This is a genomic window from Kribbella jiaozuonensis (genome assembly GCF_005233875.1).
GTDB lineage: Bacteria > Actinomycetota > Actinomycetes > Propionibacteriales > Kribbellaceae > Kribbella > Kribbella jiaozuonensis.
Genome location: NZ_SZPZ01000003.1, coordinates 369,903 through 395,526, shown reverse-complemented (window position 1 = coordinate 395,526; position 25,624 = coordinate 369,903). Strand labels below are relative to the sequence as shown.

Here is a 25,624-nt window from a genome sequence, read left to right as displayed (position 1 = left end):
CCGTCAGGGTGTGATCAGGACCCGACGGTGGTCGGTGAAGTCCTCGACGGTCACACCGGTGAGGTTCGGTACGGCGGACTTCGGCACCACGTAGACCTTCGCGATCTGTTGCGGCTTGTCCATGGTGAAGGGGTGGTCGTCGTCGCCGCAGTACGTCGCCAGTGGGTAGTCGAACGGCTGCTCGGTGTCCCATGTGTTGCCGTGAGTGTCCCGCAGGGTCGCGTCGCAGGTGAAGCCCTTGTCCTTGAGGAACACCCCCTCGCGCGGAGTCACTGTCAGCGTGGCAACGACGATCGTGGATCCGGCCGGCCCGGCGAGGTCGATCGCTTCGCCGTCCTTGTCGAGAATCGAGGTGTAGGCCTTCAGCGAGTCGAGCTTCCATTCGACATGCGCGATCGTCACCGGCCCCTGGTTGATGACCTGGTCGATCCGGCCTTCTTCGTAGATCCGTTCCGTGTCGGTCAGATAGGGCCGCAGCAGGATGATCGTCGCGGCAGCCAGCAGGGCCACCAGCAGAGCGATCTGTACTGTCAGCCGGGACATCCGGCTCGCGAGCTTCATGACGCCACCCGGGTGACCGCGGTGCCGACGATGTACTGCGGTGCCGCGGTGTCGACCATCTGCTGGGCGATGGCATCGGTCGGGACCCCGAGATCGACCTCGATGTCGGAGTTGTAGTAATTGAAGATCATGGTCGGCTTCAGCCTCAGGGTGAGGTTGGTGATGTCTGCCGGGTTGAGCTCGAACACGACGGTGCCGGTCTTCGCGAAGCCGGCGTCGGGGAAGTCGATCCCGCTGTTGGACAGTCCTTCGACCGGCTCGTACACGCTGCCGCCGTCGGCCAGCAGAGTGGCGTTGATGTTGTCCGGCTTCTTCGCGCCGCGGACCGCGTCCCACTCGATCGCGAGGTAGATGCCGTTGGTCTCCAGCGCCTTCTTGTCGTCACTCTCGGAGCTGTCGATGACCGAGCGGGCGAACTTGATCCGGGTGACCTTCATCGTCGATCCGCTACCGGTGTAGTCGAGTGCCTGCCCGATCGTGCCGTGGATGACCTTGATGTTCTGCTCGTCGTACACCTGGTCGGGCGCCGCCAGCCGGGTCACGCCGCCGAGCAGCACGAAGACAACGCCGACGAGGATCGTCGCGGGGCGGTAGAGCTTCACTTGTTGCCCCCGTTGTCGACGACCACTGCCGGGTCCAGCCGGACGACCCCGACCGGGGCCTCGTTCTGCCAGAACTCGTTGTCGTTGGCGCCGAACACGCCGCTGACGGCTTCGTACGACTCGCCGAGCACACCGATCTCGATGGTCTTCGCGGCGAAGTCGGGGTCCACCTTGAAGGTCGTGAAGCAGCTCTCCGGTGGAAGTCCGTAGACGAGCACCCAGCTGATCTCGCCGCGGCACGAGATGCCGTCGCTGTCGATGGTGTCGGCGCCGCCGCCGGGAACCAGCACGAGCAGGCTGCCGCCAGGAGTCACGCTCTGGTGTTCCTCGCTGTCGATGTTCTTGGCGTCGAAGTAGATCTTGACCTTCGACGCGGCCTCGTCGTACTCCGTCTTCGGCGTCCGGACGATCTCGGCCTTCGTGAAGCTGAACTCGAACCGGCCGGCCGTCACCGTGGTCGGGGCGGTCAGGGTGGGGACGGTGCGGCCCTTCTTCTCTTTCCAGCCGCCGGTCGCGAGGATGATCAGGACGGCCACTACGACGAGGGCGATCACCAGCAGCCAGATTCGCCGGTGCCGGTGAATCACCCGGTCGGCGATCATCGCATCGATGACCTCGTCGAGACTTTCCACGGCAGCGATCCTAAGGGGCGGTGGGTGCGCGCCGGGCACCGCTTGTCCACGGGACGCGAGGCCTCTGTCTGGGGCGGGTCAAGCGGTCTGGACCGGTCGGTGCCGGATCGGTCAGTCGCGAAACACCCGGAGGCCACTGAGCGGCCGTGAGCGCTTTTCTGACCCCCACCCGCGAGAGGGGACATGGAGATGAGGGAGAAAAGACGCCCTGATGCGAGTTTCGGGCGGCTGATGGCAGGTTCTGCTTCGGTCGACAGGTAGAATGGACGACGTAGGGCGAGCCGCGCCTCTACTACCACCGTAGAGGGCGGCTCTACTGTGCCGCGATGCCTCGCGAACGCGGGGTCCGAGGAGGACAACCACCGGTGACCGACGAGCCGATCGAGATCGACGCCAACCAGTCCGCCGACCCCATCGGCAACCCCGCACCCAGCGAGGCGCTCCCGGAGATGCTCGACCAGATCCCGTCGAACGTCGTCGAGCGTGAGTACGACGCGAGTGCGATCCAGGTCCTGGAGGGACTGGACGCGGTCCGCAAGCGCCCGGGTATGTACATCGGGTCCACCGGTGAGCGTGGCCTGCACCACCTCGTCACCGAGGTGGTCGACAACGCGGTCGACGAGGCGATGGCCGGGTTCGGCGACCGCATCGTCGTGACGCTGCTGGCCGACGGCGGTGTCCGCGTCGAGGACAACGGCCGCGGTATCCCCGTCGACATCGTCGAGTCCGAGGGCAAACCGGCCGTCACCGTAGTACTGACCGTCCTGCACGCCGGCGGCAAGTTCGGCGGCGGCGGTTACAAGGTGTCCGGCGGTCTGCACGGCGTCGGCGTCTCCGTGGTCAACGCGCTGTCCACCAAGCTCCAGGTCGATGTGAAGCTCAAGGGCAAGCTGTACACCCAGACCTTCACCAACGGCGTCCCGGACGCCGACCTGGCCGAGATCGGTACGTCGACCTCGAACGGTACGACGATCACGTTCTGGGCCAGCGAGGACGTCTTCGAGACCACGACGTACTCCTACGAGACGCTGGCCACCCGCTTCCGCGAGTACGCCTTCCTGAACAAGGGCCTCGAGCTGGTGATCCGGGACGAGCGTCCGGACCACTTCGACGAGGACGGCAAGCCGCTCGAGCAGTCCTTCCGGTACGAGGACGGCCTGGTCGACTACGTCAAGTACCTGACCGGCATCCGCGAGACCGTGCACCGCGACGTCATCTCGTTCGAGGCGGCCACCGCCGACGACACGATGAGCCTCGAGGTCGCGCTGCAGTGGAGCGGCTCGTTCCAGGAGTCGGTGCACACGTTCGCGAACGCGATCAACACCCACGAGGGCGGTACGCACGAGGAAGGCTTCCGGGCCGCGCTGACCTCACTGGTCAACTCGTTCGGCGAGGACCAGGGCATGATCAAGAAGAAAGAGGACAGGCTCACCGGTGACGACATCCGGGAGGGCCTGACCGCGATCATCTCGGTCAAGCTCGCCGAGCCGCAGTTCGAGGGCCAGACCAAGACCAAGCTCGGCAACACCGAGGTGAAGGGCTTCGTCCAGCGCGTTGTCAACGACAAGCTCGGCGCCTGGTTCGAGCAGAACCCGGCGGAGGGTCGCGAGATCATCCGCAAGGCGTCCGCCGCGGCGAGCGCCCGGATCGCGGCGCGCAAGGCGCGCGACCTGGCCCGCAACCGCAAGGGTCTGCTCGGCGGCGGCGGTCTGCCGGGCAAGCTGGCCGACTGCCAGTCGACCAACCCCGAGGAGTGCGAGGTCTACATCGTCGAGGGTGACTCGGCGGGTGGCTCCGCGAAGGGCGGCCGGGACCCGAAGTTCCAGGCCATCCTGCCGATCCGCGGCAAGATCCTGAACGTCGAGAAGGCCCGGATCGACAAGGTCCTGCAGAACAACGAGGTCCAGGCGATCATCTCCGCGCTGGGCACCGGCATCCACGAGGACTTCGACGAAGAGAAGCTCCGGTACCACAAGATCGTGATCATGGCCGACGCCGACGTCGACGGCCAGCACATCCGGACCCTGCTGCTCACGCTGCTGTTCCGGTTCATGCGGCCGCTGATCGAGCGCGGTCACGTGTACGCCGCGCAGCCGCCGCTGTACAAGATCCGCTGGAGCAACCAGCCGGACGAGCTCGCCTACACCGACCGCGAGCGCGACGGCCTGCTCGAGGCCGGCTACGAGGCCGGCAAGAAGCTGCCCAAGGAGAACCCGATCCAGCGCTACAAGGGTCTGGGCGAGATGAACGCGAACGAGCTGTGGGACACCACGATGGACCCGGCCAACCGGGTGCTGCTGCAGATCACCCTCGACGACGCGATCCGCGCCGACGAGACGTTCCAGACGCTGATGGGCGACGACATCGAGGCGCGGCGCAGTTTCATCCAGCGCAACGCCAAGGACGTTCGCTTCCTCGATATCTGATCTCGCTGCTGCTTACCGACGTACTGATCTGAACGGGACTTTTTCATGACCGAGACCCCCACCTCGCCGGGCCACGACCGGGTCGAGCCGCTCGACCTGCAGACCGAGATGCAGCAGTCGTACCTCGACTATGCGATGGCCGTCATCGTCGGCCGCGCGCTGCCCGAGGTTCGCGACGGCCTCAAGCCGGTGCACCGCCGCATCCTCTACGCGATGTACGACGGCGGCTACCGGCCGGACCGCGGCTTCAACAAGTGCTCCCGCGTCGTCGGTGATGTCATGGGTCAGTACCACCCGCACGGCGACTCGGCGATCTACGACACCCTGGTCCGGCTCGCGCAGCCGTGGGTGATGCGCGCGCCGCTGATCCAGGGCCAGGGCAACTTCGGTTCCCCGGGCAACGACCCGGCGGCCGCGATGCGGTACACCGAGTGCCGGATGGCGCCGCTGGCGATGGAGATGGTCCGCGACATCGACCAGGACACGGTCGACTTCCGGCCGAACTACGACGGCAAGTCGCAGGAGCCGGTGATCCTGCCGGCCCGCTTCCCGAACCTGCTGGTCAACGGCTCGTCCGGGATCGCGGTCGGGATGGCGACCAACATCCCGCCGCACAACCTGCGTGAGGTCGCGGCCGCGGTCGACTGGGCGCTCGAGCACCCGGACGCGACCCGCGAGGAGCTGCTCGACGCCTGCCTGCAGAACATCAAGGGCCCCGACTTCCCGAACGGCGCGCTGATCGTCGGGTACAAGGGCATCGACGACGCGTACCGCACCGGCCGTGGTTCGGTCACGATGCGCGCGGTCGTGGACATCGAGGAAGACGCCAAGGGCCGGACCAGCCTGGTCGTCACCGAGCTGCCGTACATGGTGAACCCGGACAACCTGGCACTGAAGATCGCCGAGCTGGTCAACACCGGCAAGATGAACGGCATCGCCGACATCCGCGACGACAGCTCGTCGCGGACCGGGCAGCGGCTGGTCGTCGTACTGAAGCGTGACGCGCAGCCCCGCGTCGTACTGAACAACCTCTACAAGCACACGCAGCTGCAGGACACCTTCGGCTGCAACATGCTCGCGCTCGTCGACGGCGTACCGCGGACGCTGAGTGTGGACCTGTTCATCAAGCACTGGATCGACCACCAGATCGAGGTCATCCAGCGGCGGACCCGCTTCCGTCTGCGCGAGGCCGAGAAGAACGCGCACATCTACCGCGGGTACGTGAAGGCGCTCGACGCCCTCGACGAGGTGATCGCGCTGATCCGGCGCAGCCCCGACGTCGAAGAGGCGCGCACCGGCCTGATCCAGCTGCTCGACATCGACGAGATCCAGGCGCAGGCCATCCTCGACATGCAGCTGCGCCGGCTGGCCGCCCTGGAGCGGCAGAAGATCATCGAGCGGTTGCAGGAGCTCGAGGCGATCATCGCCGACCTCGAGGACATCCTGGCCAGCCCCGAGCGGCAGCGCACGATCGTCAAGGACGAGCTCAGCGAGATCGTCGAGCGGTACGGCGACGAGCGGCGTACCGAGATCATCGCGGCCGACGGCGACCTGTCCGTGCAGGACCTGGTGCCGGACGAGGACGTGGTCGTCACGATCACCCGCGGCGGTTACGCGAAGCGGACCAAGACCGACCTGTACCGGACGCAGAACCGCGGCGGCAAGGGTGTCCGGGGCGCGCAACTGCGGGCCGAGGACGAGATCAGCCACTTCTTCGCCACCACGAACCACCACTGGATGCTGTTCTTCACCACCAAGGGCCGGGTGTACCGGGCCAAGGTGTGGCAGCTGCCCGAGTCCGCCCGGGACGCGAAGGGCTCGCACGTCGCCGGGCTGCTCTCGTTCCAGCCGGACGAGGAGATCGCGCAGGTTCTGACGCTGCGCGACTACGACCAGTCGGAGTACCTCGTGCTCGCGACCAAGCGGGGTCTGGTCAAGAAGACCGCGCTGCGCGACTACGACTCGGCCCGGCAGAGCGGCATCATCGCGGTCAACTTCCGCGAGGAGGACGACGAGCTGATCGGCGCCGACCTGGCCACCGCCGAGGACGACCTGCTGCTCGTGTCCCGCAAGGGCCAGTCGATCCGCTTCACCGCGAACGACGAGCAGCTGCGGCCGATGGGCCGGGCCACCTCCGGTGTGACCGGCATGAAGTTCCGCTCCGGCGACGAGCTGCTGTCGATGTCGGTGATCCGGGCCGGTTCGGAGGAGGACACGCAGTTCGTCTTCACCGTGACCGACGCCGGGTACGCGAAGCGGTCGCGGGTTTCGGAGTACCGCCAGCAGGGCCGCGGCGGGCTCGGGATCAAGGCCGTGAAGCTGAACGACGAGCGTGGTTCGCTGGTCGGCGCGATCATCGTCGTCGACGAGGACCAGGTGCTGGCGATCAAGGCCAGCGGCCAGGTCGTCCGCAGCCGGGTCGACAGCGTGCCGGTCAAGGGCCGCGACACGATGGGCGTGCGGTTCGCCGGGGTCGGCGAGTCCGACGCGGTGGTCGCGATCGCCCGGAACACCGACCTGAGCCTGGCCCTGGAGGAGTCGGAGGGCGTCGAAGAGGGTACTGAGACAATTGGTGCCCAGAATGTGGACGTTCCGACAACCGAATCCACCTCTGAGAGCGTCCAGAATGATGACGAACGTTCGACGGACGTGGACGGCGCGGCTACCGTCGAAGACGACGAAGCCGGCCAGGAGGGTGACTGATGACCAACCGCGCGAGGCCGACATGGCCTGAAGGTGCGGCCGACAGCTCCAAGTCCCAGCGCCCCGCGCCGGGTGGGAAGCCGTCTGCTGCCCCGGCCAACCCGGCCTCCAACGGTCGTTCCAACGGTGTGCCGGGCGGCCAGCCGAGGCCTGCGAACGGTCAGCGGCCGTCCTCGGAGTACCGGCCGCAGCCGCGGCCGGCCGCTCCCGGCGCAGGCGCACCGGTCCGTCCCCAGCCTTCTCCCAGCACCCCGGGCCGGCCGGAGCCTTGGTCTCCCCCGGGTACGACGCCCCCCGCGCCGAGCTCGCCGTACGAAAGCCCGGCCGCGAAGACCGAGTCGTTCGGTGACCGGGTGAGCGCGGCGCGTCAGGCGGTGCTCGACAAGGCGGCTGCCGTGACCGCGGCCAAGCCGGACAAGACCGACCGGGAAGAGGCCAGGCAGGCGCGGCTCGCCGAGAAGGACGCCAAGACCTCGAGCCGGCCGCAGACCCGCAAGGCGCGGCTCCGGATGTCCCGGATCGATCCGTGGTCGGTGATGAAGACGGCGTTCCTGCTGTCGATCGCCTTCGGGATCGTGACCTGGGTCGCGGTCTTCATCATCTGGTCCGCGATCGGTGCGGCGGGTGTTTTCGACAACATCAACAGCACCGTGCAAGAGGTGCTGGGTACGCCGACGGCCGAGCCGTTCCGGGTCGAGAACTACATCAACACCGGCAAGGTGATGGGCTTCACGACGCTGCTGGCCTGCGCCGACGTACTCATCATCACGGCGCTCGCCACGCTCGGATCCTTCCTCTACAACATCGCCGCCACGCTGCTCGGCGGCCTCGAAGTCACGCTGGCGTCGGAGGACTGATTCTCGTGCCGGGCCCTGGTCGGGCCCGGCCGGAACCGGTTTGGGAGTAGGGCACTTGGTGCGGTAATCTCTCCCGGGTTCGACACCGCAGTACGCGGGCCTATAGCTCAGACGGTTAGAGCGCTGCCCTGATAAGGCAGAGGTCACTGGTTCAAGTCCAGTTAGGCCCACCCTCACATTTGTGAAGCCCCCGATTCCGAGGAGTCCCAGTGCTGAAGAAGCTCCTGCTGGTGCTGCTGGCCGGCATCGGTGGATACTTCGCCTACAAGAAGACCCAGCAGTCCCGTGCCGACAAGGACCTCTGGGCCGAGGCCGTCGACTCGGTAACCCCGGGTCGCTGACCACCCTCACGGGGGCGTAGCTCAACTGGCAGAGCACTGCCTTTGCAAGGCAGGGGTTAGGGGTTCAAGTCCCCTCGTCTCCACCACAACCCGGTTGCCGGCTTCTTTGCGTACTGCGGTCAGCCCCAGCACGCTACGCGGCCGCTTTCCTCGTCGCGCTGCTCCTCGGCGCAGCCGCTACGCGCGCTGCCCACCCACCCCCCGGCTTATCGCCGGTGCATCCCTTCCGGCTATCGCCGGACGTGGCGGGCTACCGCCCGCGGTTGCGCGCTTATCGCGCGGTGACTGCTAGGCCAGCGTGTTCGTATGGGCGGACCACGCCGTCGTGGGCCGTGCTCAACCCTCGCGTGCTGCGCGCCCGCTTTCCTCGTCGCGCTGCTCCTCGGCGCAGCCACTTCGCGCGCTCCCACCCGCCCCGGCTTATCACCGGTGCATCCTTCCACCTATCGCCGAACCCGGCGCTGCCGCCCCGTGCGACTACTTGGCCGGCGCCTGCGAGTGAGGCTGGGGTGGCGATGGCGGCTGCGCAGCGGGACGACCCGCAGTACGCGAGCCGATCGCGACATCGCTCGTCGGTCGGTCGGACAGATCCCGGAAGCGCTCTGCGAACTCGGCCCTGTCCAGAAGCCGGGTTCTACACGCCGCTCGATCGATCGGAGCCGCCAGCATCGGCTACGCCAACAAGCCCGGCAAGGCCGACGACCTGACCGCCGCTGGAGCCGATGCTGTCATCGCCCAGATCGACGAACTCACCGAGGCGATCCGCGCGAGCTGAACGGTGTAGAACCGGTGCATGGGAGACGCACCACAGGTTCACACGCGACCGCTGACCTGGCCGTTCGTTATCGAAGTCCTGCAGACCAGACTTGGAATGTGGGTGGGGCGACCGACGTACGAACGCGCGATCGCGCTGGTGATCGGATTCGACATGGCCCAAGCAGAGAGCATCAATCAGCGCCTGCAATCGCGAGTATCAGAGCGCCGCAAGACGGGATCGATCTCCTGGCCGTCGGCACTACTTGAGGAGGCGATCGGCGACGAGCCCCGCATGTCTCGCGACCTTGGGCCTCTTTCTCCGGAGCAAGATGCACGCGCGATCGACTTGCTGGTGCGGGAGTTGCGAGCGGTACTGGGCGATGCGGACGTGGAGCCAAGCTAACCCGATCCAGACACCTCTGCGGGGCTCTGCCGATTTTGGCTCTTATGGATCAACGGCGCGCCTTGGGCGCGGCCCCGGACTGCGGGCGGCGCCAGGGCGCCGTCCTCGCCGGTGACCAGTAGCAGAACGCCTCTCCACCCACTCGATCCCAACCGCCTGTAGCCGCCGTCCCGGCGTCCGACCGTGGGTAGCCTCGTCCCCCTGGGCGCTCGATCGTACGGCCACCACGACCCGCATCAAGATCGCCTACGGCGTAGCTACGGGATCGGCAAGCCGACTCTTGACCCGCGCAGCGCTGACCTTCGTTGTCAGCTATCAGGGGGACGGGGCAGGTGTGGATGCTGGTTTATGGCCAGTACTCGGTCGGCGGATTGGTAGCCGGGTTGGAGATGTCGTAACGACGACGAGCCTTGGCCACGCGCTGGATGTGGACTATCCGCTGTGTCGATACGGTGTCAAGCTCGGCCATGACCGGCCGAATGGCTGCACAGATCGCTGCGGAGGCCAGGGCCAGTCCATCGAGACCGTTGTCAAGGTCATAGCTGATGTAGTGGAGGCGGGACCTTTGAAGGGCCTTGCACTCATCAGGGTCGTTGAGCTGACTCATGTCATTCGTGAGGATCGCATTGAACTTGCGCTCGGCGGCGTCCCGGTAGAGCGGCCGGTCCTTCTTCCCCCTCCAGCCGAGAGACCCCACATGCTCAACTTCGTGGCCCGGCTCCGGGCGTCGGAGCAGGTGACGGATCAAGTCCAGCAGGGGTACTGGCACGTCCTCATCGAGGAGCAGCCTCATGCCTCTCGTTGCCTTACGCGGCCGTTGAGCTGCGCTTGTGCGTACCGGCAACTAGCCGGGTCAACTCCACAGCGCCCTCGACGTCAAGTGCAGACACTGACGGGTATAGCTCGGCGATCTCATTCGCGGGTACCCCGTCGGCGCACAACCCAGCCACGATGTGGAACGGAATCCGAGTCCCCTCGATGACCGGATACCCACCACGCACTTCGGGATCGATTCTCACGCCGGTTACGGGCTTCCCGAGGTTGGGGACGTGTCGCCCGTCGCTTGTGGTGAAGGCGTTGAACACGTCATCCATCACGATCTTCAGCGTGCCCTGTCCGGGGTGCTTGAGAACGTCGACATAGTCACCGTCCGGATTTACCCACACAGCCGTAGCTCCACCTGGAAGTGCCTTGACCTTGTGCGCCGAGAGATGCGTTCCGGGATGCATCTCGTCTAACACCGCGACAACCTTACGCACCTTCTGAAGTGAGAGATCGCCGCGCAGTCGCGCGAACATCCGCAACACAACGATGTCGCGGTAGGAGTACAAAGCTCGGGGTCGCGAGCCATACTCTGGCGCGAAGAGAACTCCCTTGCCAGGAATCTTCCTGCGCCAATAGTTGAGCTGCGGCACGGAGGCACCACTCAGAGCGGCGGCAAGAGGTGTCGGATAGCTCACTCTGTCTCCTCGGGGATCTCTGTATGCATCATGCCACGGGTGTAAGCCATGTGCTCAGATGACTAACACGGGCCCCTGTGTGTCGCGTGAAGGGGTGAGTCGTGCCCTCTGCGTGCCCTAACGAGAGCATGCCGACGGGCTCGACCGGTCATTCACGGGGTGCAACCGGTCGAGCCCGAGCTCAGTCATCTGCCGCTCAGATGGGCGGAGGCGGCACAACCGCCTTTGCAAGGCAGGGGTTAGTGGTTCAGGTCCCCTCGTCTCCACCACAAGCCGGTGCCGGCTTCTTACGTACTGCGGTCAACCCCCGCGTGCTACGCGTCCGCTTTCCTCGTCGGGCTGATCCTCGGCGCGGCCACTTCGCGTGCCCACTCGCCCCGGCACGGATCTGCCGATGAGCGGGCGTCCATCGAGTGGCGCTTTGCGTCCGCACCCTTGACATATATCCATATGGAGATACGTTCGTGTGGTGGCACGAGCCTCGACAACGTCGGATGTGTTCAACGCCCTCGGTGACGTTCACCGCCGCGCGATCCTCGATGTGCTGCTCACGGGCGAGAAGGCGGTCGGGGCGATTGTCGGTGCCGTCTCGATGTCTCAGCCCCAGGTTTCGAGGCACCTCCGGGTGCTCGGTGAGGTGGGGCTCGTCGAGTGCCGCGCCGAGGGTCGGCGCCGGCTCTACCGCCTGGCCCCGGAGCAGCTTCAGCCCGTGCAGGACTGGGTGGCCAAGTACGAGCGGGCGATCAACGACCGACTGGATCGGATCGAGGACTACCTCGAAGAGCTGCAACGACAAGGGGACGACCGTGACACCTGATCGGCATGGTTCTGCAGTCATCACATTCCCGAACGAACTCGAGGTTGTCATCACTCGAGAGTTCGACGCTCCGATCGCTCTCGTCTTCGACGTGTTGACGAAGCCCGAGCACGTGGGCAAATGGGGCGCGACACCCCCGGACCGGATGACGGAGTGCTCGATCGACCTGCGGGTTGGTGGGAACTACCACTCCTCCTTCGTGACCGGAGACGGAACCGTCTTCTCGTTCAGCGGGACCTACCTGGAGGTCGAGCCGCCGGTCCGAACTGTGGAGACGTGGCATTTCAACTGCTGGCCGGATGTCGAGGCAGTCGAAACGATGGAGCTGCAGGAACTTGACGGAGTGACGACGTTCACTTGGAGACTGGCGTTCCATGACAAGGCAGGACGCGACCACATGACCGGCTTCGACGGCCGGCAAGACAGCCTCGACGAGATGGAAGCCATCCTCCGGTCACTCCTCGACCCCAGCCGAGCCTGACGAACGGAATGCACGCTCGTGCCGCGATCCGTGCGCCGGACTGTCGCAGATCACTTGGCGGACGAAAGCCGCGCATCACCGGACGAGGACACCAGCCCGGCGGGTCACATCGGCTGAGCGGTTGCGACCTGGATGGCGCTCAGGATGCTTGGCAGGGCTACCGGTTGGGCCAGCTTCAGATCCGCGAGGTCGCTGGGTCGGAACCAGCGGAGGTCGTCGTGCTCCTCGGGTTCGGCGTTGGTGGGTTCGCCGTCCCAGCGGGTGACGAGGAATGCGTGCATTTCGAGCGTCGGGTCACTGATCTTGATCGGGAACGGCACGGGGTCGTGGACCTGCACCCCGAGTTCTTCGAGGCACTCTCGAACGACGGCCTGCTGAGGCAACTCATCCGCCTCGACGTGTCCGCCAACGAGGTCCCAACAGTCCGGATACCACCGACGCGACGGATGCCGATGCGCCAGCAGCACCTGCCCGTCCCGCACAAGCGCAGCAACTGCAATCGGAATCGGGGCAACCATTCCGACACCCTAGGCGCGGACGCCTAGCAGCATGACGTTTCCTCGTCGATGCGCGCTCCGATTTGTCATGAGTCGCCGTTCTGATCGCGGATTGGCCTCCTTGGCCGCTCGATCGTCCGGCACCCGCGACCCAGGTCCAGAGCGCTCGGCGGGTGGCCAGCTTTCGTGAGCCGGTAGGGTCGGCGTCCATGGCGGGATCGGCCTTTCTCTACAGCACGTCGCCGTCGCCCCACGAGTTGGTCATCCTGCAACAGGTACAGAGAAGCCATCCAGGCCACAGGAGGCCGATCTCGGCGGTCGTGTTACAGACGCCGTTGGACGAGCCGGGTGACCTCCACGGCCTCGAGCAGCACTTTTGTACCAAAGGCATTGACGTCCGACTCGTCGACTCCGGTCTGCACACGCGCGAGGACGCATATCGTTCTGCGGTCGTCCAGCGGCTCGCCGAGGCGGATCTGGTGCTCATCACCGGTGGATCACCACTTCGAATTCACGAGGCAACCGTTGGAACCCCGGCCCTGGCCGCACTGCGAGCGGCACACGACGAGGGTGCCGTTATCGCAGGATGCAGCGCCGGCGCCCTCGTTCTCGGAGTCGGCATGATTAACGGTTCGCGAGACGCCCGCAAGGTGCAGTCGCTTTGGGGTTGGCTGCCGTCCACGCTGGTCGCTCCACACTTCGGAAACTACGACCTGGATCCGTGGCTGAATGCCTTTCCAACGTGCACTGTCTTGGGCATCCCAGACGGCGCGATGGCGTTGGTCAGCCAACTGCTTGAGGTTGAGGCCGTCGGACCGGAGCCGCTGAAGCTTGTTCGTCGGGGCGATACAAGCCCGCTCACGGTCACTGCAAACGACCGCATCCGACTTCCCTAGGTCCGATACGCACTTGCACTGATCGGCGGATCAGATGGTTCGTGCCCTCGAGTGCCCCAGCGGCGACCGGTCTTTGACGAAGCGGACCCGGTCGAGCTCCGCTTCGCCGGACGAGCGGATCGTGCTGGCCGCGACTGCGAACGAAGCCGATGCGCGGGCATGGGTTGGCAGCTGTCAGCGTCCGGGGCGATGTGTGGGACTGGGCTCGGACTGGGCGGTGCGGGCTCAGGTGGTGGGGTCCCATTCGAAGTAGTCGGGGGCTGGGTCGGTTTTGAAGCGGACGGCGTTGATTGTTGGTTGGCCGTTGATCCAGGCCTTGGAGATTCTGTGGCCGCCGTCCATTAGGTGGCCGTCGGTGGAGAGGATTACTGGGTAGGTGAGATCGGCTTTTTGGATGAGGGCGGCGTGGTGGGCGACCATTCGGCAGGTGACGGGGGCGCCGCCGAACCAGCAGTCCTCGTCGAATGCCTTGATGGAGTCGATTGGTACTGGCTCGATGGGAAGGCCGGCTGACAACTCCCAGAGGCGTTCGGTCAGGTAGAAGGCTCGGCCGCCAGGTACTGGGCGTGAGTGTTTTTCAGGCATCGCAGCATCATCACTGGTTGAGTCTCTCGAGGCGCGCCCTTTTATGCCCGGCCGCGGCCAGGCCGGCGGTGATTGCGGTGTGCTGGTGGTGGGTGATGCGGATGACGATTGAGTGGGCCTCGTCGGCGAGGGAGACGATGGCGTCGCCGGTGGAATTCCAGACGGTTGCGTCGTACGCCCAAGCGGCGAACTCGACGAAGGCCGACCAAACCTCGTTGCTGGGGTTCTTGATGATTCCGGTTTGTGCGTAGTCGCCGCGGCTCTTCCGACGTGCAACACCGCGGAGGACTTCGGCGGCGGAGGCGGCGGTTGGGGGCCAGTCTGGGGAAGTTGCTGGGATGTCGGTCTCGAAGCTGGTGACGGTGTCTTGCAGCGTTCGCAGGATTAGGCGGGATGCGGTCGCTGCGGCGGCGTGGGGCCAGTTGTTGGCGGCTGTGTAGGTCTCGAGGGGGTGCACTAGTGGACTACGCGGTAGTCGACGAGGAGGTGGCCGGCGGGGGTGGGGGTGGAGCGGATGGTTTCTAGGTGGGTGGGTGGGAGGTTGGTGAGGAGGCGTTGGCCGGTGGTGACGATGGTGGGGGCGATGACTAGGCGGAGTTCGTCGACGAGGTTGGCGGCCAGGAGGGATTGGGTGATTGAGATGCTGCCGTGGATGCCGATGTCGCCGCCGGGTTGGGATTTGAGGGTGTGGACGAAGTCGGACAGGTCGCCTTCGATCGCGTGGGAGTTGGACCAGTCGGCTTCGAGTGGCTTCGACGTGGCGACGTACTTGGGGGTGGCGTTGATGAAGGACGCGAAGGGCTCGATCTCGCTGGTGGGCCAGAAGCCGGACCATTCGTCGTACGTGCGGCGGCCGAGGATGACGACGTCCTGGGTCTCGATGAGCCTGGCGCCGCTGGCGTCGGTCTCGTCGTCCCAGCCGGTGAGGAACTTGTCCGGAGCCTCGGCTACTCCGTCGAGCGACAGGAAGTAGCCGGCGACAACCTTCCGCGGTTCGGCCATGATTCTCCTTCGTGGGATGCGTGAGCTGTTTGATCACCACTAGGTCGAACGAGGCACTCGCGAATCGACACCGCTAAGGGCAGAGGGATGCGAGGGCAGCGTCTACCGGGAACAGGTCGGGCAGAGGCTCGCCCGGGTTCCACCAGGTGGCGGCGGACATCTCTTTGTTCGGCGTGAAAGGTCGTGGTGCGGCGAGCCGGCCGCGGTACGTCGCGAGGTACTCGATGCGGTTGTCGGGTGCCATCTGGATCTTGGCCACTCCGGCGAAGTCGAGGGAGTCCGCGCGTTGGTCGGTCTCCTCTGCGAGTTCGCGTACTGCGGCTTCGCGCGGGGACTCACCTGGATCGATCATGCCGCCGGGCAGCTCCCAGGCGTTCCGGAACCGGTTGAAGACCATCAGGCACTCGTCACCGCACCAAAGCACGACGAGGGACGCAGTCAACGGCACCGAGGGATCCAGACTGCCGAACTGGTCTTCACGGATCCGCTCGAAGCTGAGCAGCACCGACCCGTCGGTGTTCTCTACCGGAAGCTCATACACGACCAGCAACTATTCCACCTCTCGCCGACCCGCCGGTGCGGATTCGACCTTGAAGGAGCAGTCCGCTATCTGCTCGATGCGGTCGAGGACGCCTGGGGCCAGTTCGGCTGGGTCGTGGTCCGGGACTTCGATGACCGGGCCCGGGCCGCGGTGGATGGTGCAGCGAGTGGCGGGGATGAACTCGAGCAGGTGGTATCGGATCTTCAGCGCTTGGGAGTCGGTGAGAGTGAGATCGTCGGCGGTCAGGCGGATCACGTGCTCAACCTATTCGCCGGTGGTGCCGTCCAGGGATTCTCGGAGGAGGTCGGCGTGGCCTGTGTGGCGGGCGTATTCCTCTATTACGTGGGTGAGGATGAAGTGGGGGTCGGTGTTGCCGAATTCGGGGTTGGGGATGGGGCGGGTCAGGTCGCGCGGTGGGAAGAGGGCTCTGGAGTCGGCGCAGGCGGACAGGTAGTCGGCGTACACGTCCTTGGCGGGCGTGGGGTCGGATTCGTCGAACCAGTCGGTGTCGGGGTTGGTTCGGTAGGTGGGGTACTGCGGGGTGGTGTCGGCCAGGCGGTGTTGGAGCCAGTAGCGTTCGACGCCCTGTAGGTGGCGCATGAGGGAGAGCAGGGTCAGGTCTGTGGAGGGGAGCGGGCGGTGGCGGAGTTGGGTCTCCGTCAGGCCCTCGCATTTCCACAGGAAGGTGGCTCGGTGGTAGTCGAGGTTCGAGGCGATCACTTCGAGCCAGGTGCCGGACAGGGTGCGCTCAGGTCGGATGATCTTCTCGATCACGATGTCGTTCATACCTGACCGATGTCCGAGGTCGGCGTAGATCGACAGGCGATCAGGGATGGATGACGTCCGTGGTAGCTGATGGTGGGACGTGGCCGGTCGGGGGTTGCGACTGAGCGAGGGTGATGCCGGTGTCCACGAGGGCGGCGCGCGGCAAACTCGCGACGGTGGTCAGCGGCGTCCAGACGGATTCGGCGGTTTCGCCGTTGGGTTCGGGGCGGGTGGTGCCGGCGGTGACGCGGACGGCGTAGAAGATGCCGATGTTCTGGTGGTCCTCGGGGCCGGGATGATGGCGTTCGGCGGCCGGGATGATGCGGGAGTCGACGCCGAGGAGGCGCTCGACGACGGATGAATAGCCGGTCTCCTCGGCGACCTCGCGGGTGACGGCGTCGAACGGGTCCTCACACGGTTCGACACCTCCGCCGGGCAGCGTCCACCAGGTGCCGTCGCCGTACGGCGAGACGTAGCGCGCCAGCAGCACCCGTCCGTCCTCGATGCACACCGCGTACGCCGCCAGTCGTCTGCTCACCCACGGGACTCTAAATGCAGAAGGGATGACCGGCCGGATCCGCAAAGACGTGGTGATGCGGGCCCGTCTGCAGAGGCTCAGCGCCGACGGTCAGAGCGTGAGCACGGGCAGCCGGTACGTCGGTGGTCGACAGGTCGAGGTGCACTTGTTGCGGGTACGCCGGGTCGGGCCAGCGTGGCGCCGGCGACGTACTGCGCTGGAAGGCGAGCTCCGGAGTGCCGGCGAGGACGACCCGCGACGCAGTATCGAGCGAGCGCTCCGGCCGATCCAGCAGCGAGCTGTAGAACGAGGCGAGGGCTTGCGGGTCGGGGCAGTCGATGACGATGCGGCGGACGTACGCGCGGTCCGACGGCACCAGGCAGAACGGATGCCCGATCGGATCGGCGTACACCCGCCACTCGCCGTTGTCCTGCAGCAGTTGGGCTCCAAGCGGTGAAGGTGCGGCGATGTCGAGATGTATCTGCTGCGCGCCGTCGGGCCACCCGGGCGGCTGGTAGTCGATCGGCCCGTCACCGAAGGCAAGGCGCACCCCCGACTCGTTGCCGACGACGAACCAGTCCGCCCGGAGGATCTCCATCGCCAGCAGCTCGGCGTAGAAGTTCGCGACCGGCCGCGCCCCGCGGTCGTAGCTCTCCGGCGTGTTCCCCGGGCAGGCGAACACGACGTTCTGGATCGTCAGACTCACCCGACCAGCTCACCCGACAAGGTCGTCGGGCGCAATCGGTGGGGCCGGGGATCAGGTCAGATCGGGGACGGAGTGGGCGCCGACGTAGTCGCGGAAGAGTTTGATCTTGCCGTTCTGGATCCGGAAGACCTGGATGCAGGTGGCTTGGAACGGTACGTCGGTGGTCGTGTGCCGCGCCTCGGTGACGAGTTCGAGGATCACGACCTCAGGGTCGGTGGTCCGGTGCAGCTGGACCGTGCGGAGGTCTGTGATCTCGACAGCACGGGTGCCGGCCTTGAGCGAGAACTCGCGGATCGCCGCGCGGCCGACGAGGCGGTCGGGCACGCCTTGGAGCGCGAACGGCATCTCGATGACGCCGTCCTCCGCGAAGAGATCGGCGAACGACTCGAAGTCACGATCGATCAGGTACTGGCGGCGCAGTTCAAGTACTTCCTCAGGGGTCATTCAACGACCGTAGAACGAAATCGCCAGACATTCAACACCTGTAGAATGAATTCGGTGAACGAGACCACCCGCGACCGTCAGCGCATCGAGACGCAGCAGCGGATCCTGACCGAGGCACGCCGGCTGTTCGCCGAGACCGGGTACGACCGGACCACGATCCGCGCCGTGGCCGCCGCCGCGCAGGTCGATCCGGGCCTGGTGATGCACTACTTCGGCAACAAACAGCTGCTGTTCGCCCGCGCGGCCGAGACCGAGAGCCGGCCGATCGTCGAGGGCACCCCGGATCAGGTCGCCGAGCAATTGTTGGAGCGGCTCCGGGAGTCGTTGATCGAGGAGCCGGTCGCCTCCCTCGCCGTACTTCGCTCGATGCTGACCCACCCTGAGGCCGCCGACGAGGTTCGCGGGAACGCACACGTCCGCGGCAGCAACATCAGCAAGGCGATTCATGGCACCGACGGCGAGCTCCGTGCCGATGTGCTGAGCGCCGTACTGATCGGGGTCGTGCTCGGTCGCCATCTGCTCAAACTGGACCACCTGGCCGAGGCCGATCCGGACAAGGTCGTCGAGCTGCTCGGGCCCGCGGTCCATTCACTGACCAAGGAATAGGGTCGTCCGGGCGGGAGTTGGCCCGAAGTATGAGCCTTGAGATCGGAGTCATCCTTCCGACGTCGACGCCGGATCCCGAGCGCCCGATTCTCGGCGACGTCCGGGAGAGCGCGCGGTACGCCGAGAGCGTCGGGCTGGACTCGGTGTGGTCGACGGATCATCTGGTGGCGAGTGCGCCGCTGCTCGACAGCTCCGTCGTACTCGCGACCGCGGCCGCGGTGACCGAGCGGATCACGGTCGGGTACAACGTGATGCTGCTGGCGTTGCGGCCGGCGGCGTGGGCGGCGAAACAGATCAACACGCTGCAACTCGTGTCGAACAACCGGCTCGTTCTCGGAGTCGGCACGGGGAATCCGGCGCACGGTGACATCGGCTGGCGGGCGGCCGGCGTGGAGTACTCCGACCGCGGGCGGCTGACCGATGACGCACTCGCCGTACTACGAGACCTGATCGCCGGAAAGCCCACACCTGTCGGGGACCTCGAGGTGACGCTCTCCCCCGGCTCGCCGGTACCGCCGATCTTTGTCGCAGGCAACGGTCCGCGAGCGCATCGCCGCGCGGCCAAGTACGGCGACGGCTGGGCGACGATCGCCGCGACCCCGGACGAGGTCCGCACCAACCTCGACCGCATCAACGAACTTGCCGACGGCAAGCAACTGAAGGCGACCGTCGTCGCTCCCCCACTCAACGGCAACCCGGCCGAACAACTCGCCGCCTACGAGGCCGCCGGCGTCGAGCGCATCATCCTCCCACCAACCGGCGACTGGCGCCGCGACTACGACCAGGCCGCCGAGCTCCGTTCAGCTGTTTAGCTCGAGCGCCGCATCCAGCAGACTCTGCGTGTACTCGTGCTGCGGTGAACTCAGTACGTCGGTCGCCGCCCCCTCCTCGACGAGTACGCCGCGACGCATCACGGCGATCCGATCCGCGATCTGATGCACCACACCGAGATCGTGAGAGATGAACAGCATCGACAGGTTGTGCCGCTGCCGGAGATCGTCGAGCAGGCGGATGATCTGCGCCTGGACCGACACATCCAGCGCAGAAACCGCTTCATCGCAGACCAGCAACCGCGGCTTCACAGCCAGCGCACGGGCCAGGCTCACGCGCTGACATTGACCACCCGAGAGCTGGCTTGCCCGCTGCCCAGCCACGGACCGATCAAGCCCGACGTCCGCGAGTAATTGGTCAAGATCCATAGCCGCCGACGGATGAGTACGCCACGCCTCGCCGATGATCGAGGCAACCGTCATCCGCGGATTGAGCGACGAGCGCGGATCCTGGAACACCATCTGGATCGCTCGTTGCAGTTCGGCCGGCCGTCGAGTGCCAGGCGGCAACGCGCGTCCGTCGTACGTCAGAGAGCCGGACTGCGGCCGGACCAGACCGACGATCGACCGCGCGACCGTGGTCTTGCCCGACCCGGACTCCCCCACCAGACCGACGGTCTCGTTGGCGCCGACGGTAAGGCTGACCCCGTCCACCGCGACGAACGGCTTCCGGCGCGGCCCGAACGTGACCCGCAGATCGCGGACCTCAAGCATGAAGCACCTCCTCAGCGAAGTGGCACGCGGTCCAACGCCCCGGTGCAACCTCACGCAGCGATGGCTGCTCACTCCGGCACCGCTCCCGCGCCAGCGGGCACCGCGGATGGAACGCACACCCAGCCGGCCGATTCGCAGGCGTCGCCGGAGTCCCCGGCAACGGATGCGCCAGAGCAGTCTTCGTCCGTACGGCGGGAACGCTGTCGACCAACGCCCGCGTATAAGGATGCGCGGGTCGACGCAGTACGTCGGACGTCGCGCCGCGCTCGGCCACGCGCCCGGCGTACATGACGACGACCTGGTGGGCGACGTGTGCCATCACTCGCAGATCGTGGCTGACCAGCAGCATCGACAGACCCGCGTCCTCCTGGATCGAGCGGAGCAGGCGCAGGATGCGCGCCTGTACCGTCACGTCCAGCGCAGTCGTCGGCTCGTCGGCGAGCAGAAGCGACGGGCTGCCGGCGAGCGCCATCGCAATAACCGCGCGCTGTCGCATCCCGCCGGAGAACTCGTGCGGGAAGCTGCCAAGCTTCTCGGCCGGCGAAGGGATCCCCGCGCGGTCGAGCAACTCGATCACGCGCTCGCGGACCGCCGACCGGGACTGGCCGGATCGGCGCAGGATCTCGCCGACCTGACGGCCGATGGTCTGGGTCGGGTTGAGCGCGGCGAGCGGGTCCTGGAAGATCATCGCGATCTCGTGCCCGCGCAGCTCCCGGCGCCGGGAAGAAGTTGCCGTCAGCAACTCCTCTCCGCGCCAGGCGAGCGATCCGGAGACGGTGGCGCCGTCGGGCAGTAGACCGATGAGAGCGTTCGCCGTCATGGTCTTGCCCGAGCCGGACTCGCCGATCAGGCCGACGGTGGTCGCCGACGGGACATCGAAGGACACCTCGTCGACGACCCTCACCATGCCTGCCCGCCCCGGCAGGTCGACGGCGAGCTTCGACGTCCGCAGAAGAGGCTGCGACGCCACAGCCTCGCTCCCCACCCTCGCCCGCAAGGGGGCCTTGGCCGGGCTCAAGAGTTGACCTGGAGTTTCGAGAAGTCGGGGAGCCCGTTGGGGTCGGGGGTGAAGCCGCTGAGGCGCTTGTTCCAGGCGTAGGCGTACTTGACCGCCATCGGGAACATGCCGACCGCGTCGTCCCAGATGATCTTCTCGGCCTCGCCGTACAGCTTGACCCGCTCCTGCTCGTCGGTGCTGGCCGCGGCCTGGTTGATCAGCTTGTCCAGCGCCGGGTTGCAGTAGCCGTTGCGCTTGGCCGCGCAGGGGTAGAGCCGGCCGACGGTGTTCGCGGCGTCGAGCATCGGGTTCGACAGCTGCTGGAAGTTGATGTCCCAGTTCAGCGACAGCAGGTCCTTGGTGAAGACCGCCTGCTCCTTCTGCAGCAGGTCGACCTGGACGCCGATCTTCTGCAGATCCGAAACGACCGCCTGGTTGAACTGCTGGAACTCCGCGTTCGCGAACTGCAGCCGCAGCTTCGTGCCGAAGTCGAAGCCGGCCGCGGTCAGCGCGGCCTTCGCCGCCACCGGGTCGTACTTGACCGGTGTCTGCGCGACGTACCCGAGGGTCTGCTTCGAGACGACCGAGTCCGAGAGCGAGCCGGTCTGCGGGTACAGCTTCTTGATGATGGTCGGGAAGTCGACCGCCTCCCACAAGGCCCGCCGGACGGCAGCGTCCTTCAAAGCCGGCGTCGACGAGTTGAACCACATCGTGTAGACGGCCGAGCTCTGCACGATCTCGACGTTCAGCGTCGAGTCCTTCTGCACCTCGGACAGCTGATCGTCCGGGATCCCCCAGACGACGTCCGCCTCGCCGGTGCGCAGCGCGGTCAGCCGGGCGGCGAGCTCGGGCATCTTCTTGATCGTCACCTTGGTGACCTTCGGCGCGCCACCGTAGTACTGCGCGTTCGGCACCAGGACGATCTCGTTCGGGCTGAACTTGTCCAGCTTGAACGGTCCGGTTCCGACCGGCTTGTCGAAGAACGCGGTGTCGTTCGCGCCGACACCCGAAGGCAGCACGAAGAACACCGCGAGCTTGCGCGGGATCGCAGCATCCGGCTTGGAGGCCGTGAGTACGACGGTGTCGTCGGACGGCGCCGTCATCGTGTAGCCGGGGAAGTTCGCCGCGTTCGTCCCCTTGAGGTCGGTGAACCGCTTGAAGGAGTCGACCACATCGGCAGCCTTCAACGCGGTCCCGTCGCTGAACTTCACGCCGTTCCGCAAGGTAAAAGTCCAGGTGCGAGCGGTGGCGTCGGATTTCCAGGAGGTCGCCAGGTCCCCCTCGACCGAGCCGTCCGTCTTGGTCCGGACCAGCCGGCTGAAGATCTGCTGCTCGACCATCTGCGGTCCGGTGCCGCCGCCCTGTGGGCCGCCCGGGTCGATGCTGTCGACCGGGTAGGTGCCGGCGATCACGACCTCACCGCCGCCGGAGCTCGAACTGCCGCCGGTGGTGGCGCTGGAGCACGCCGTGAGGGCCATCGTGGCGGCGACCCCGAGTGTCAAAGCCGCCCGTCGGGTCAGAGGGATCATGAGGTTTCTCCTGCCTTCCGACGCGTCATCAGTTGAGATGTCCGCGTCCGTAACGGGCGGTGAGCTGGTCACCGAGGATGCCGATGTTGACGATCAGCAGCGACAGGGCGATCCCCGGCAGGGCCGAGATCCACCACGCGCTGTCGAGGTACTGCTTGCCGTTGGCAATGGTTTGTCCCCAGGACACCGCCGACGGCGGCAGCCCGATGCCGAGGAAGCTCAGTCCGGCCTCGGCGAGCACCACGAGCGCGAACTCGAGCGTGGCCAGTGCGACCACCGGACCGATCGTGAACGGTACGACGTGCCGCAGCAGGATCGACGTACGACGGACGCCGAGCACGCGGGCGGCGTCGACCCACGCGCGCTCCCGCAGCGAGAGCGAGACGCTGCGGGTCACCCGGGCGAACGAGATCCAGGCCGTCGCGGCCAGCGCGATCACGACCACCGGCACGCTCCGCTCGAACGCGCCGGCGATCACGATCGTGAGCAGGATCGCCGGGAACGCCAGCAGGATGTCGATGCCCCGGGCAAGGAACGTGTCGAGCCAGCCGCGGAAGTACCCGGCGACGGTGCCGATCGTGACGCCGACGACGCAGGACACTGCGACGGTTGCGATGCCGATCAGGATCGACGTGCGGGCGCCGTACACGACCTGGGCGAGGACGTCGCGGCCGAGGCCGTCCGTGCCGAGCCAGGCGGTGCCGCCGTTGGACAGGTGCGATCCGGGCTTGAGCAGCCGGTCGTCGAGCGAGGTGCGGATCGGGTTGTAGTCGATCACCAGCGGGCCGATGGCCGCGACCAATGCGTAGATCGTGAGTACGGCGTACGGGATCTTGCCGAGCCAGCCGCCGACCCGGCGTACGGCGAGTGGGCGGGTCACCGCGAGCGTGGCCATCAGCTGCCCTCCAACCGGATGCGCGGATCGAGCTGGGAGTAGACGAGATCGGCGGCCAGGTTGAACAGCATCACGATGCCGGCGATCACGAACGTCGCCGCCTGCACCACCTCGTAGTCGCGGTTCGTGACCGAGTCGACGACGAGCGAACCGAGGCCCGGCCAGGAGAAGACGTTCTCGACGATTACCGCGCCGCCCATCAGACCGCCCATGTGCAGCCCGACGATCGTGACGACCGGCAGCAGCGAGTTGCGCAGTGCATGCCCGAGCAGCACCTGGCGATCGGTGAGCCCTTTGGACTTCGCGGTCTGGATGTACGGCTCGCGCAGCGTCTCGGCCACGCTGGTCCGGGTCAGTCGCGCGACGATCGCCGTGAACGGAAGCGCCATCGTGATCGCCGGGAGGATCAGGTGCTGCGGAGTACCCGAGCCGGAGCTCGGTAGCAGCCGCAGCGCCAGCGCGAAGACCAGGATCAACATGATCCCGATCCAGAACGTCGGGAACGACTGCAGCGCGATCGCCGCCGCAGAGACCACTCGGTCGACCACGCTGCCCGGGCGACCGCCCGCCAGCAGTCCGAGCGTCAGACCGAGCACCACTGCGATCAGAGTGGACGCCAGCATGAGTTCCGCGGTGGCAGGCAGCCGCTCGAGTACTTCGGACATCGCAGGGTGCCCGAGCCGGTACGAGTCACCGAAGTCGAGCCGTACGGCGTGACCGAGGTAGTCGACGTACTGCACGGCCAGCGGGCGATGCAGACCGAGCGAAGCGCTCAGCTCGGTGATCTGGTCCTGTGTCGCGTCCGGACCGAGCAGGATCGAGACCGGGTCGCCCGGCGCGACCCGAACGATGAGGAAGATCAGCGACGCCGCGCCCCACATCACCAGGACGCCGATCAGCAGTCGCTTGACCACAACGCGAATCATGGAAGCTCCTTGGGAGGTCCGACCGTCGCACCGGGCGCGAACCCGCACCGGACGCTTTCGCTGAGCGCACCGGAGTCAGGTGCCTCCAGCAGTTGCACCAGCAAGCCCATCGCCTGACGGCCCATCTGCTCGCGTGGCACGATCAGTCCGGTCCACGGAGTGCCGTCGTGCCGCGCACCGGTCGAATCACCCAGCTCGACGACACTCAGGTCATCGGGGATGGCCAGACCGCGCCGAGTCGCACACACCAGCAGCTCTTCAGCCAGCAACTGCTGCTCCGCGAGTACGGCGGTGATGCCGCCGCGCTGGAGCTCCTCCACCAGGCCGTCGACTTCAGCAACCGAGTCGAGCGTCCACACCGGCCCGGCAAGGTGCTGGTACGGCGTTGCCTGCCGGAACCCGCCTTCGCGATCACGACTCGGCTGCGCGCCGCCGTTGCCGATCCGTGCGTACGCCACGCGCTGGTGACCGAGCTGGAACAGTCGCTCGGTGAGCTGCTGGGTCGCACCGGCGTAGTCGGCCGCGACGTACGACACCGGCGGACCGGACACCTCGCGGTGGCCGACGTACACGAACGGGTAGCCGGAGTCGCGCAGCCGCTCGATCTCCTCGACGTTGGGATCGCGGCCGAGCAGCAGCGCGCCGTCCGCGTGCCAGAGCCGGGTCGATCCGTCGCGGAAGATCTGCCGCTCGCCGCCGGCGCTGGTGAACAGCAGCAGGTCATAGCCGAGGTCGGCCGCCTCCTGCTCCATGCCGAGCAGGAACGGGAAGTAGAAGTCCACGCCGCTGGTCGGGAACACCGGCTCGAACGTGTAGACGCCGATGATCTTGTTCCGGCCGCCGGCCAGTGAGCGGGCCGACGCGTTCGCGACGTACCCCCACTCGCGCATCACGGTCAGCACCCGCTCGCGGGTCGCCGGGCTGATCCGGATACTCGCGTCGCGCTCGTTGAGCACCAGCGAGACCGTCGCCTGGCTGACCCCGGCGAGCCGGGCGATATCGGCCTGCGTGGGTCTCTTCGCCGGTGTGCGGCTCAACTCGGTTGCCTTCCTGCTAATACGCCCTACCACTGCGGTTCCGGAAGTTTCGCCAGCGTTTCGAGCAGGTGTCAAGAGGTGGCATTGATTAGCTGGGT

The 25,624-nt window shown here is 66.5% G+C and carries 31 protein-coding genes and 2 tRNA genes; 12 read left to right on the top strand and 21 right to left on the bottom strand.

Annotated features, from left to right (window positions below):
• Positions 1-3 precede the first annotated feature (3 nt).
• Genes FDA38_RS21550 through FDA38_RS21540 form a run of 3 tightly spaced genes read right to left on the bottom strand, consistent with a single transcriptional unit; the run spans position 4 to position 1,795 of the window.
• Complete coding sequence (locus FDA38_RS21550; protein WP_137255901.1) at positions 4-561, bottom strand: hypothetical protein; 558 nt, start codon at positions 559-561, stop codon at positions 4-6.
• The gene (locus tag FDA38_RS21545) at positions 558-1,163 is read right to left on the bottom strand and encodes a hypothetical protein (RefSeq protein ID WP_137255900.1); all 606 of its coding nucleotides are present in this window, start codon (positions 1,161-1,163) and stop codon (positions 558-560) included. Before FDA38_RS21545 ends, FDA38_RS21550 begins: the two co-directional genes overlap by 4 nt.
• Entirely contained in the window at positions 1,160-1,795 is a 636-nt protein-coding gene (locus FDA38_RS21540) for a hypothetical protein (protein WP_137255899.1), read from the bottom strand. The genes FDA38_RS21545 and FDA38_RS21540 overlap by 4 nt, the downstream gene beginning before the upstream one ends.
• 365 nt (positions 1,796-2,160) lie before the next feature.
• Between FDA38_RS21540 and gyrB the strand changes: the two genes are divergently transcribed.
• From gyrB to FDA38_RS21510, 7 genes are all read left to right on the top strand, one after another.
• Positions 2,161-4,221 carry a DNA topoisomerase (ATP-hydrolyzing) subunit B gene (gyrB, locus tag FDA38_RS21535; RefSeq protein ID WP_137255898.1) on the top strand — a complete coding sequence of 687 codons (2,061 nt, stop codon included), beginning with the start codon at positions 2,161-2,163 and terminating at the stop codon, positions 4,219-4,221.
• A 108-nt stretch (positions 4,222-4,329) separates the two neighbouring features.
• Entirely contained in the window at positions 4,330-6,924 is a 2,595-nt protein-coding gene (gyrA, locus tag FDA38_RS21530) for a DNA gyrase subunit A (protein WP_380090967.1), read from the top strand.
• Between the two features lie 353 nt (positions 6,925-7,277).
• The gene (locus tag FDA38_RS43145) at positions 7,278-7,781 is read left to right on the top strand and encodes a DUF3566 domain-containing protein (protein WP_170989825.1); all 504 of its coding nucleotides are present in this window, start codon (positions 7,278-7,280) and stop codon (positions 7,779-7,781) included.
• A gap of 96 nt (positions 7,782-7,877) precedes the next feature.
• Positions 7,878-7,951 (top strand) — tRNA-Ile (locus FDA38_RS21520).
• A 39-nt stretch (positions 7,952-7,990) separates the two neighbouring features.
• Entirely contained in the window at positions 7,991-8,122 is a 132-nt protein-coding gene (locus FDA38_RS43140; RefSeq protein WP_233714837.1) for a DLW-39 family protein, read from the top strand.
• Between the two features lie 10 nt (positions 8,123-8,132).
• Positions 8,133-8,208, top strand: a tRNA-Ala gene (locus FDA38_RS21515).
• Positions 8,209-8,915: 707 nt separating this feature from the next.
• Positions 8,916-9,281 (top strand): hypothetical protein, encoded by a 366-nt coding sequence (locus FDA38_RS21510; protein ID WP_137255895.1) that lies wholly within the window; start codon positions 8,916-8,918, stop codon positions 9,279-9,281.
• Between the two features lie 346 nt (positions 9,282-9,627).
• Here FDA38_RS21510 and FDA38_RS21505 read toward each other — a convergent pair whose 3' ends face one another.
• Together FDA38_RS21505 and FDA38_RS21500 are read right to left on the bottom strand one after the other, a co-directional pair.
• Entirely contained in the window at positions 9,628-10,074 is a 447-nt protein-coding gene (locus tag FDA38_RS21505; RefSeq protein WP_137255894.1) for a DUF5615 family PIN-like protein, read from the bottom strand.
• Between the two features lie 13 nt (positions 10,075-10,087).
• Positions 10,088-10,741 (bottom strand): DUF433 domain-containing protein, encoded by a 654-nt coding sequence (locus FDA38_RS21500; RefSeq protein WP_137255893.1) that lies wholly within the window; start codon positions 10,739-10,741, stop codon positions 10,088-10,090.
• A 469-nt stretch (positions 10,742-11,210) separates the two neighbouring features.
• Between FDA38_RS21500 and FDA38_RS21495 the strand changes: the two genes are divergently transcribed.
• Together FDA38_RS21495 and FDA38_RS21490 are read left to right on the top strand one after the other, a co-directional pair.
• Positions 11,211-11,558, top strand: a complete 348-nt coding sequence (locus FDA38_RS21495; RefSeq protein WP_137255892.1) for an ArsR/SmtB family transcription factor — start codon at positions 11,211-11,213, stop codon at positions 11,556-11,558.
• Positions 11,548-12,039 (top strand): SRPBCC domain-containing protein, encoded by a 492-nt coding sequence (locus tag FDA38_RS21490; RefSeq protein WP_170989824.1) that lies wholly within the window; start codon positions 11,548-11,550, stop codon positions 12,037-12,039. The genes FDA38_RS21495 and FDA38_RS21490 overlap by 11 nt, the downstream gene beginning before the upstream one ends.
• 104 nt (positions 12,040-12,143) lie before the next feature.
• Here the strand turns inward: FDA38_RS21490 and FDA38_RS21485 are convergent, their stop codons facing one another.
• Positions 12,144-12,557, bottom strand: coding sequence for an NUDIX domain-containing protein (locus tag FDA38_RS21485; protein WP_137255890.1), 414 nt, complete (start codon positions 12,555-12,557; stop codon positions 12,144-12,146).
• A gap of 188 nt (positions 12,558-12,745) precedes the next feature.
• Here FDA38_RS21485 and FDA38_RS21480 point away from each other — a divergent pair, with 188 nt between their 5' ends.
• Entirely contained in the window at positions 12,746-13,432 is a 687-nt protein-coding gene (locus tag FDA38_RS21480; protein WP_137255889.1) for a Type 1 glutamine amidotransferase-like domain-containing protein, read from the top strand.
• 225 nt (positions 13,433-13,657) lie between these two features.
• On the opposite strand, the gene FDA38_RS21475 is transcribed toward FDA38_RS21480, so the two are convergent.
• The 9 genes from FDA38_RS21475 to FDA38_RS21435 form a co-directional block, all read right to left on the bottom strand.
• On the bottom strand, positions 13,658-14,017 hold the full coding sequence (locus FDA38_RS21475) for a hypothetical protein (RefSeq protein ID WP_137255888.1): 360 nt from the start codon (positions 14,015-14,017) through the stop codon (positions 13,658-13,660).
• A 10-nt stretch (positions 14,018-14,027) separates the two neighbouring features.
• Positions 14,028-14,474: a hypothetical protein gene (locus FDA38_RS21470; RefSeq protein WP_137255887.1), complete on the bottom strand. Its 447-nt coding sequence runs from the start codon at positions 14,472-14,474 to the stop codon at positions 14,028-14,030.
• Positions 14,474-15,019: a dihydrofolate reductase family protein gene (locus FDA38_RS21465; RefSeq protein ID WP_137255886.1), complete on the bottom strand. Its 546-nt coding sequence runs from the start codon at positions 15,017-15,019 to the stop codon at positions 14,474-14,476. The genes FDA38_RS21470 and FDA38_RS21465 overlap by 1 nt, the downstream gene beginning before the upstream one ends.
• A 73-nt stretch (positions 15,020-15,092) precedes the next feature.
• Positions 15,093-15,560 (bottom strand): NUDIX hydrolase, encoded by a 468-nt coding sequence (locus FDA38_RS21460; RefSeq protein WP_233714931.1) that lies wholly within the window; start codon positions 15,558-15,560, stop codon positions 15,093-15,095.
• Between the two features lie 9 nt (positions 15,561-15,569).
• Positions 15,570-15,815: a hypothetical protein gene (locus FDA38_RS21455; protein ID WP_137255885.1), complete on the bottom strand. Its 246-nt coding sequence runs from the start codon at positions 15,813-15,815 to the stop codon at positions 15,570-15,572.
• Positions 15,816-15,824: 9 nt separating this feature from the next.
• The gene (locus tag FDA38_RS21450) at positions 15,825-16,346 is read right to left on the bottom strand and encodes a DinB family protein (RefSeq protein ID WP_137255884.1); all 522 of its coding nucleotides are present in this window, start codon (positions 16,344-16,346) and stop codon (positions 15,825-15,827) included.
• A 40-nt stretch (positions 16,347-16,386) separates the two neighbouring features.
• Positions 16,387-16,863 carry an NUDIX hydrolase gene (locus FDA38_RS21445; protein WP_137255883.1) on the bottom strand — a complete coding sequence of 159 codons (477 nt, stop codon included), beginning with the start codon at positions 16,861-16,863 and terminating at the stop codon, positions 16,387-16,389.
• 10 nt (positions 16,864-16,873) lie between these two features.
• Positions 16,874-17,548 carry a VOC family protein gene (locus tag FDA38_RS42305; protein WP_170989823.1) on the bottom strand — a complete coding sequence of 225 codons (675 nt, stop codon included), beginning with the start codon at positions 17,546-17,548 and terminating at the stop codon, positions 16,874-16,876.
• A gap of 51 nt (positions 17,549-17,599) precedes the next feature.
• Positions 17,600-17,992, bottom strand: a complete 393-nt coding sequence (locus FDA38_RS21435; protein ID WP_137255882.1) for a nuclear transport factor 2 family protein — start codon at positions 17,990-17,992, stop codon at positions 17,600-17,602.
• A 54-nt stretch (positions 17,993-18,046) separates the two neighbouring features.
• Between FDA38_RS21435 and FDA38_RS21430 the strand changes: the two genes are divergently transcribed.
• Positions 18,047-18,598, top strand: coding sequence for a TetR/AcrR family transcriptional regulator (locus FDA38_RS21430; protein ID WP_202877778.1), 552 nt, complete (start codon positions 18,047-18,049; stop codon positions 18,596-18,598).
• A 29-nt stretch (positions 18,599-18,627) separates the two neighbouring features.
• Positions 18,628-19,410: an LLM class flavin-dependent oxidoreductase gene (locus tag FDA38_RS21425; RefSeq protein ID WP_137255880.1), complete on the top strand. Its 783-nt coding sequence runs from the start codon at positions 18,628-18,630 to the stop codon at positions 19,408-19,410.
• Here FDA38_RS21425 and FDA38_RS21420 read toward each other — a convergent pair.
• Genes FDA38_RS21420 through FDA38_RS21395 form a run of 6 tightly spaced genes read right to left on the bottom strand, consistent with a single transcriptional unit; the run spans position 19,399 to position 25,526 of the window.
• A complete protein-coding gene (locus FDA38_RS21420) occupies positions 19,399-20,142 on the bottom strand; it encodes an ABC transporter ATP-binding protein (protein ID WP_137255879.1) in 744 nt (247 codons plus the stop codon). The two genes, FDA38_RS21425 and FDA38_RS21420, sit on opposite strands and share 12 nt — an antisense overlap.
• On the bottom strand, positions 20,135-21,112 hold the full coding sequence (locus FDA38_RS21415; protein ID WP_202877777.1) for an ABC transporter ATP-binding protein: 978 nt from the start codon (positions 21,110-21,112) through the stop codon (positions 20,135-20,137). The genes FDA38_RS21420 and FDA38_RS21415 overlap by 8 nt, the downstream gene beginning before the upstream one ends.
• Before the next feature lie 44 nt (positions 21,113-21,156).
• Positions 21,157-22,668, bottom strand: a complete 1,512-nt coding sequence (locus FDA38_RS21410) for an ABC transporter substrate-binding protein (protein WP_137255878.1) — start codon at positions 22,666-22,668, stop codon at positions 21,157-21,159.
• Positions 22,669-22,696: 28 nt separating this feature from the next.
• A complete protein-coding gene (locus FDA38_RS21405; protein WP_137255877.1) occupies positions 22,697-23,563 on the bottom strand; it encodes an ABC transporter permease in 867 nt (288 codons plus the stop codon).
• Positions 23,563-24,489, bottom strand: coding sequence for an ABC transporter permease (locus FDA38_RS21400; protein ID WP_137255876.1), 927 nt, complete (start codon positions 24,487-24,489; stop codon positions 23,563-23,565). Before FDA38_RS21400 ends, FDA38_RS21405 begins: the two co-directional genes overlap by 1 nt.
• Complete coding sequence (locus FDA38_RS21395) at positions 24,486-25,526, bottom strand: LacI family DNA-binding transcriptional regulator (protein WP_170989822.1); 1,041 nt, start codon at positions 25,524-25,526, stop codon at positions 24,486-24,488. The genes FDA38_RS21400 and FDA38_RS21395 overlap by 4 nt, the downstream gene beginning before the upstream one ends.
• Positions 25,527-25,624 lie beyond the last annotated feature (98 nt).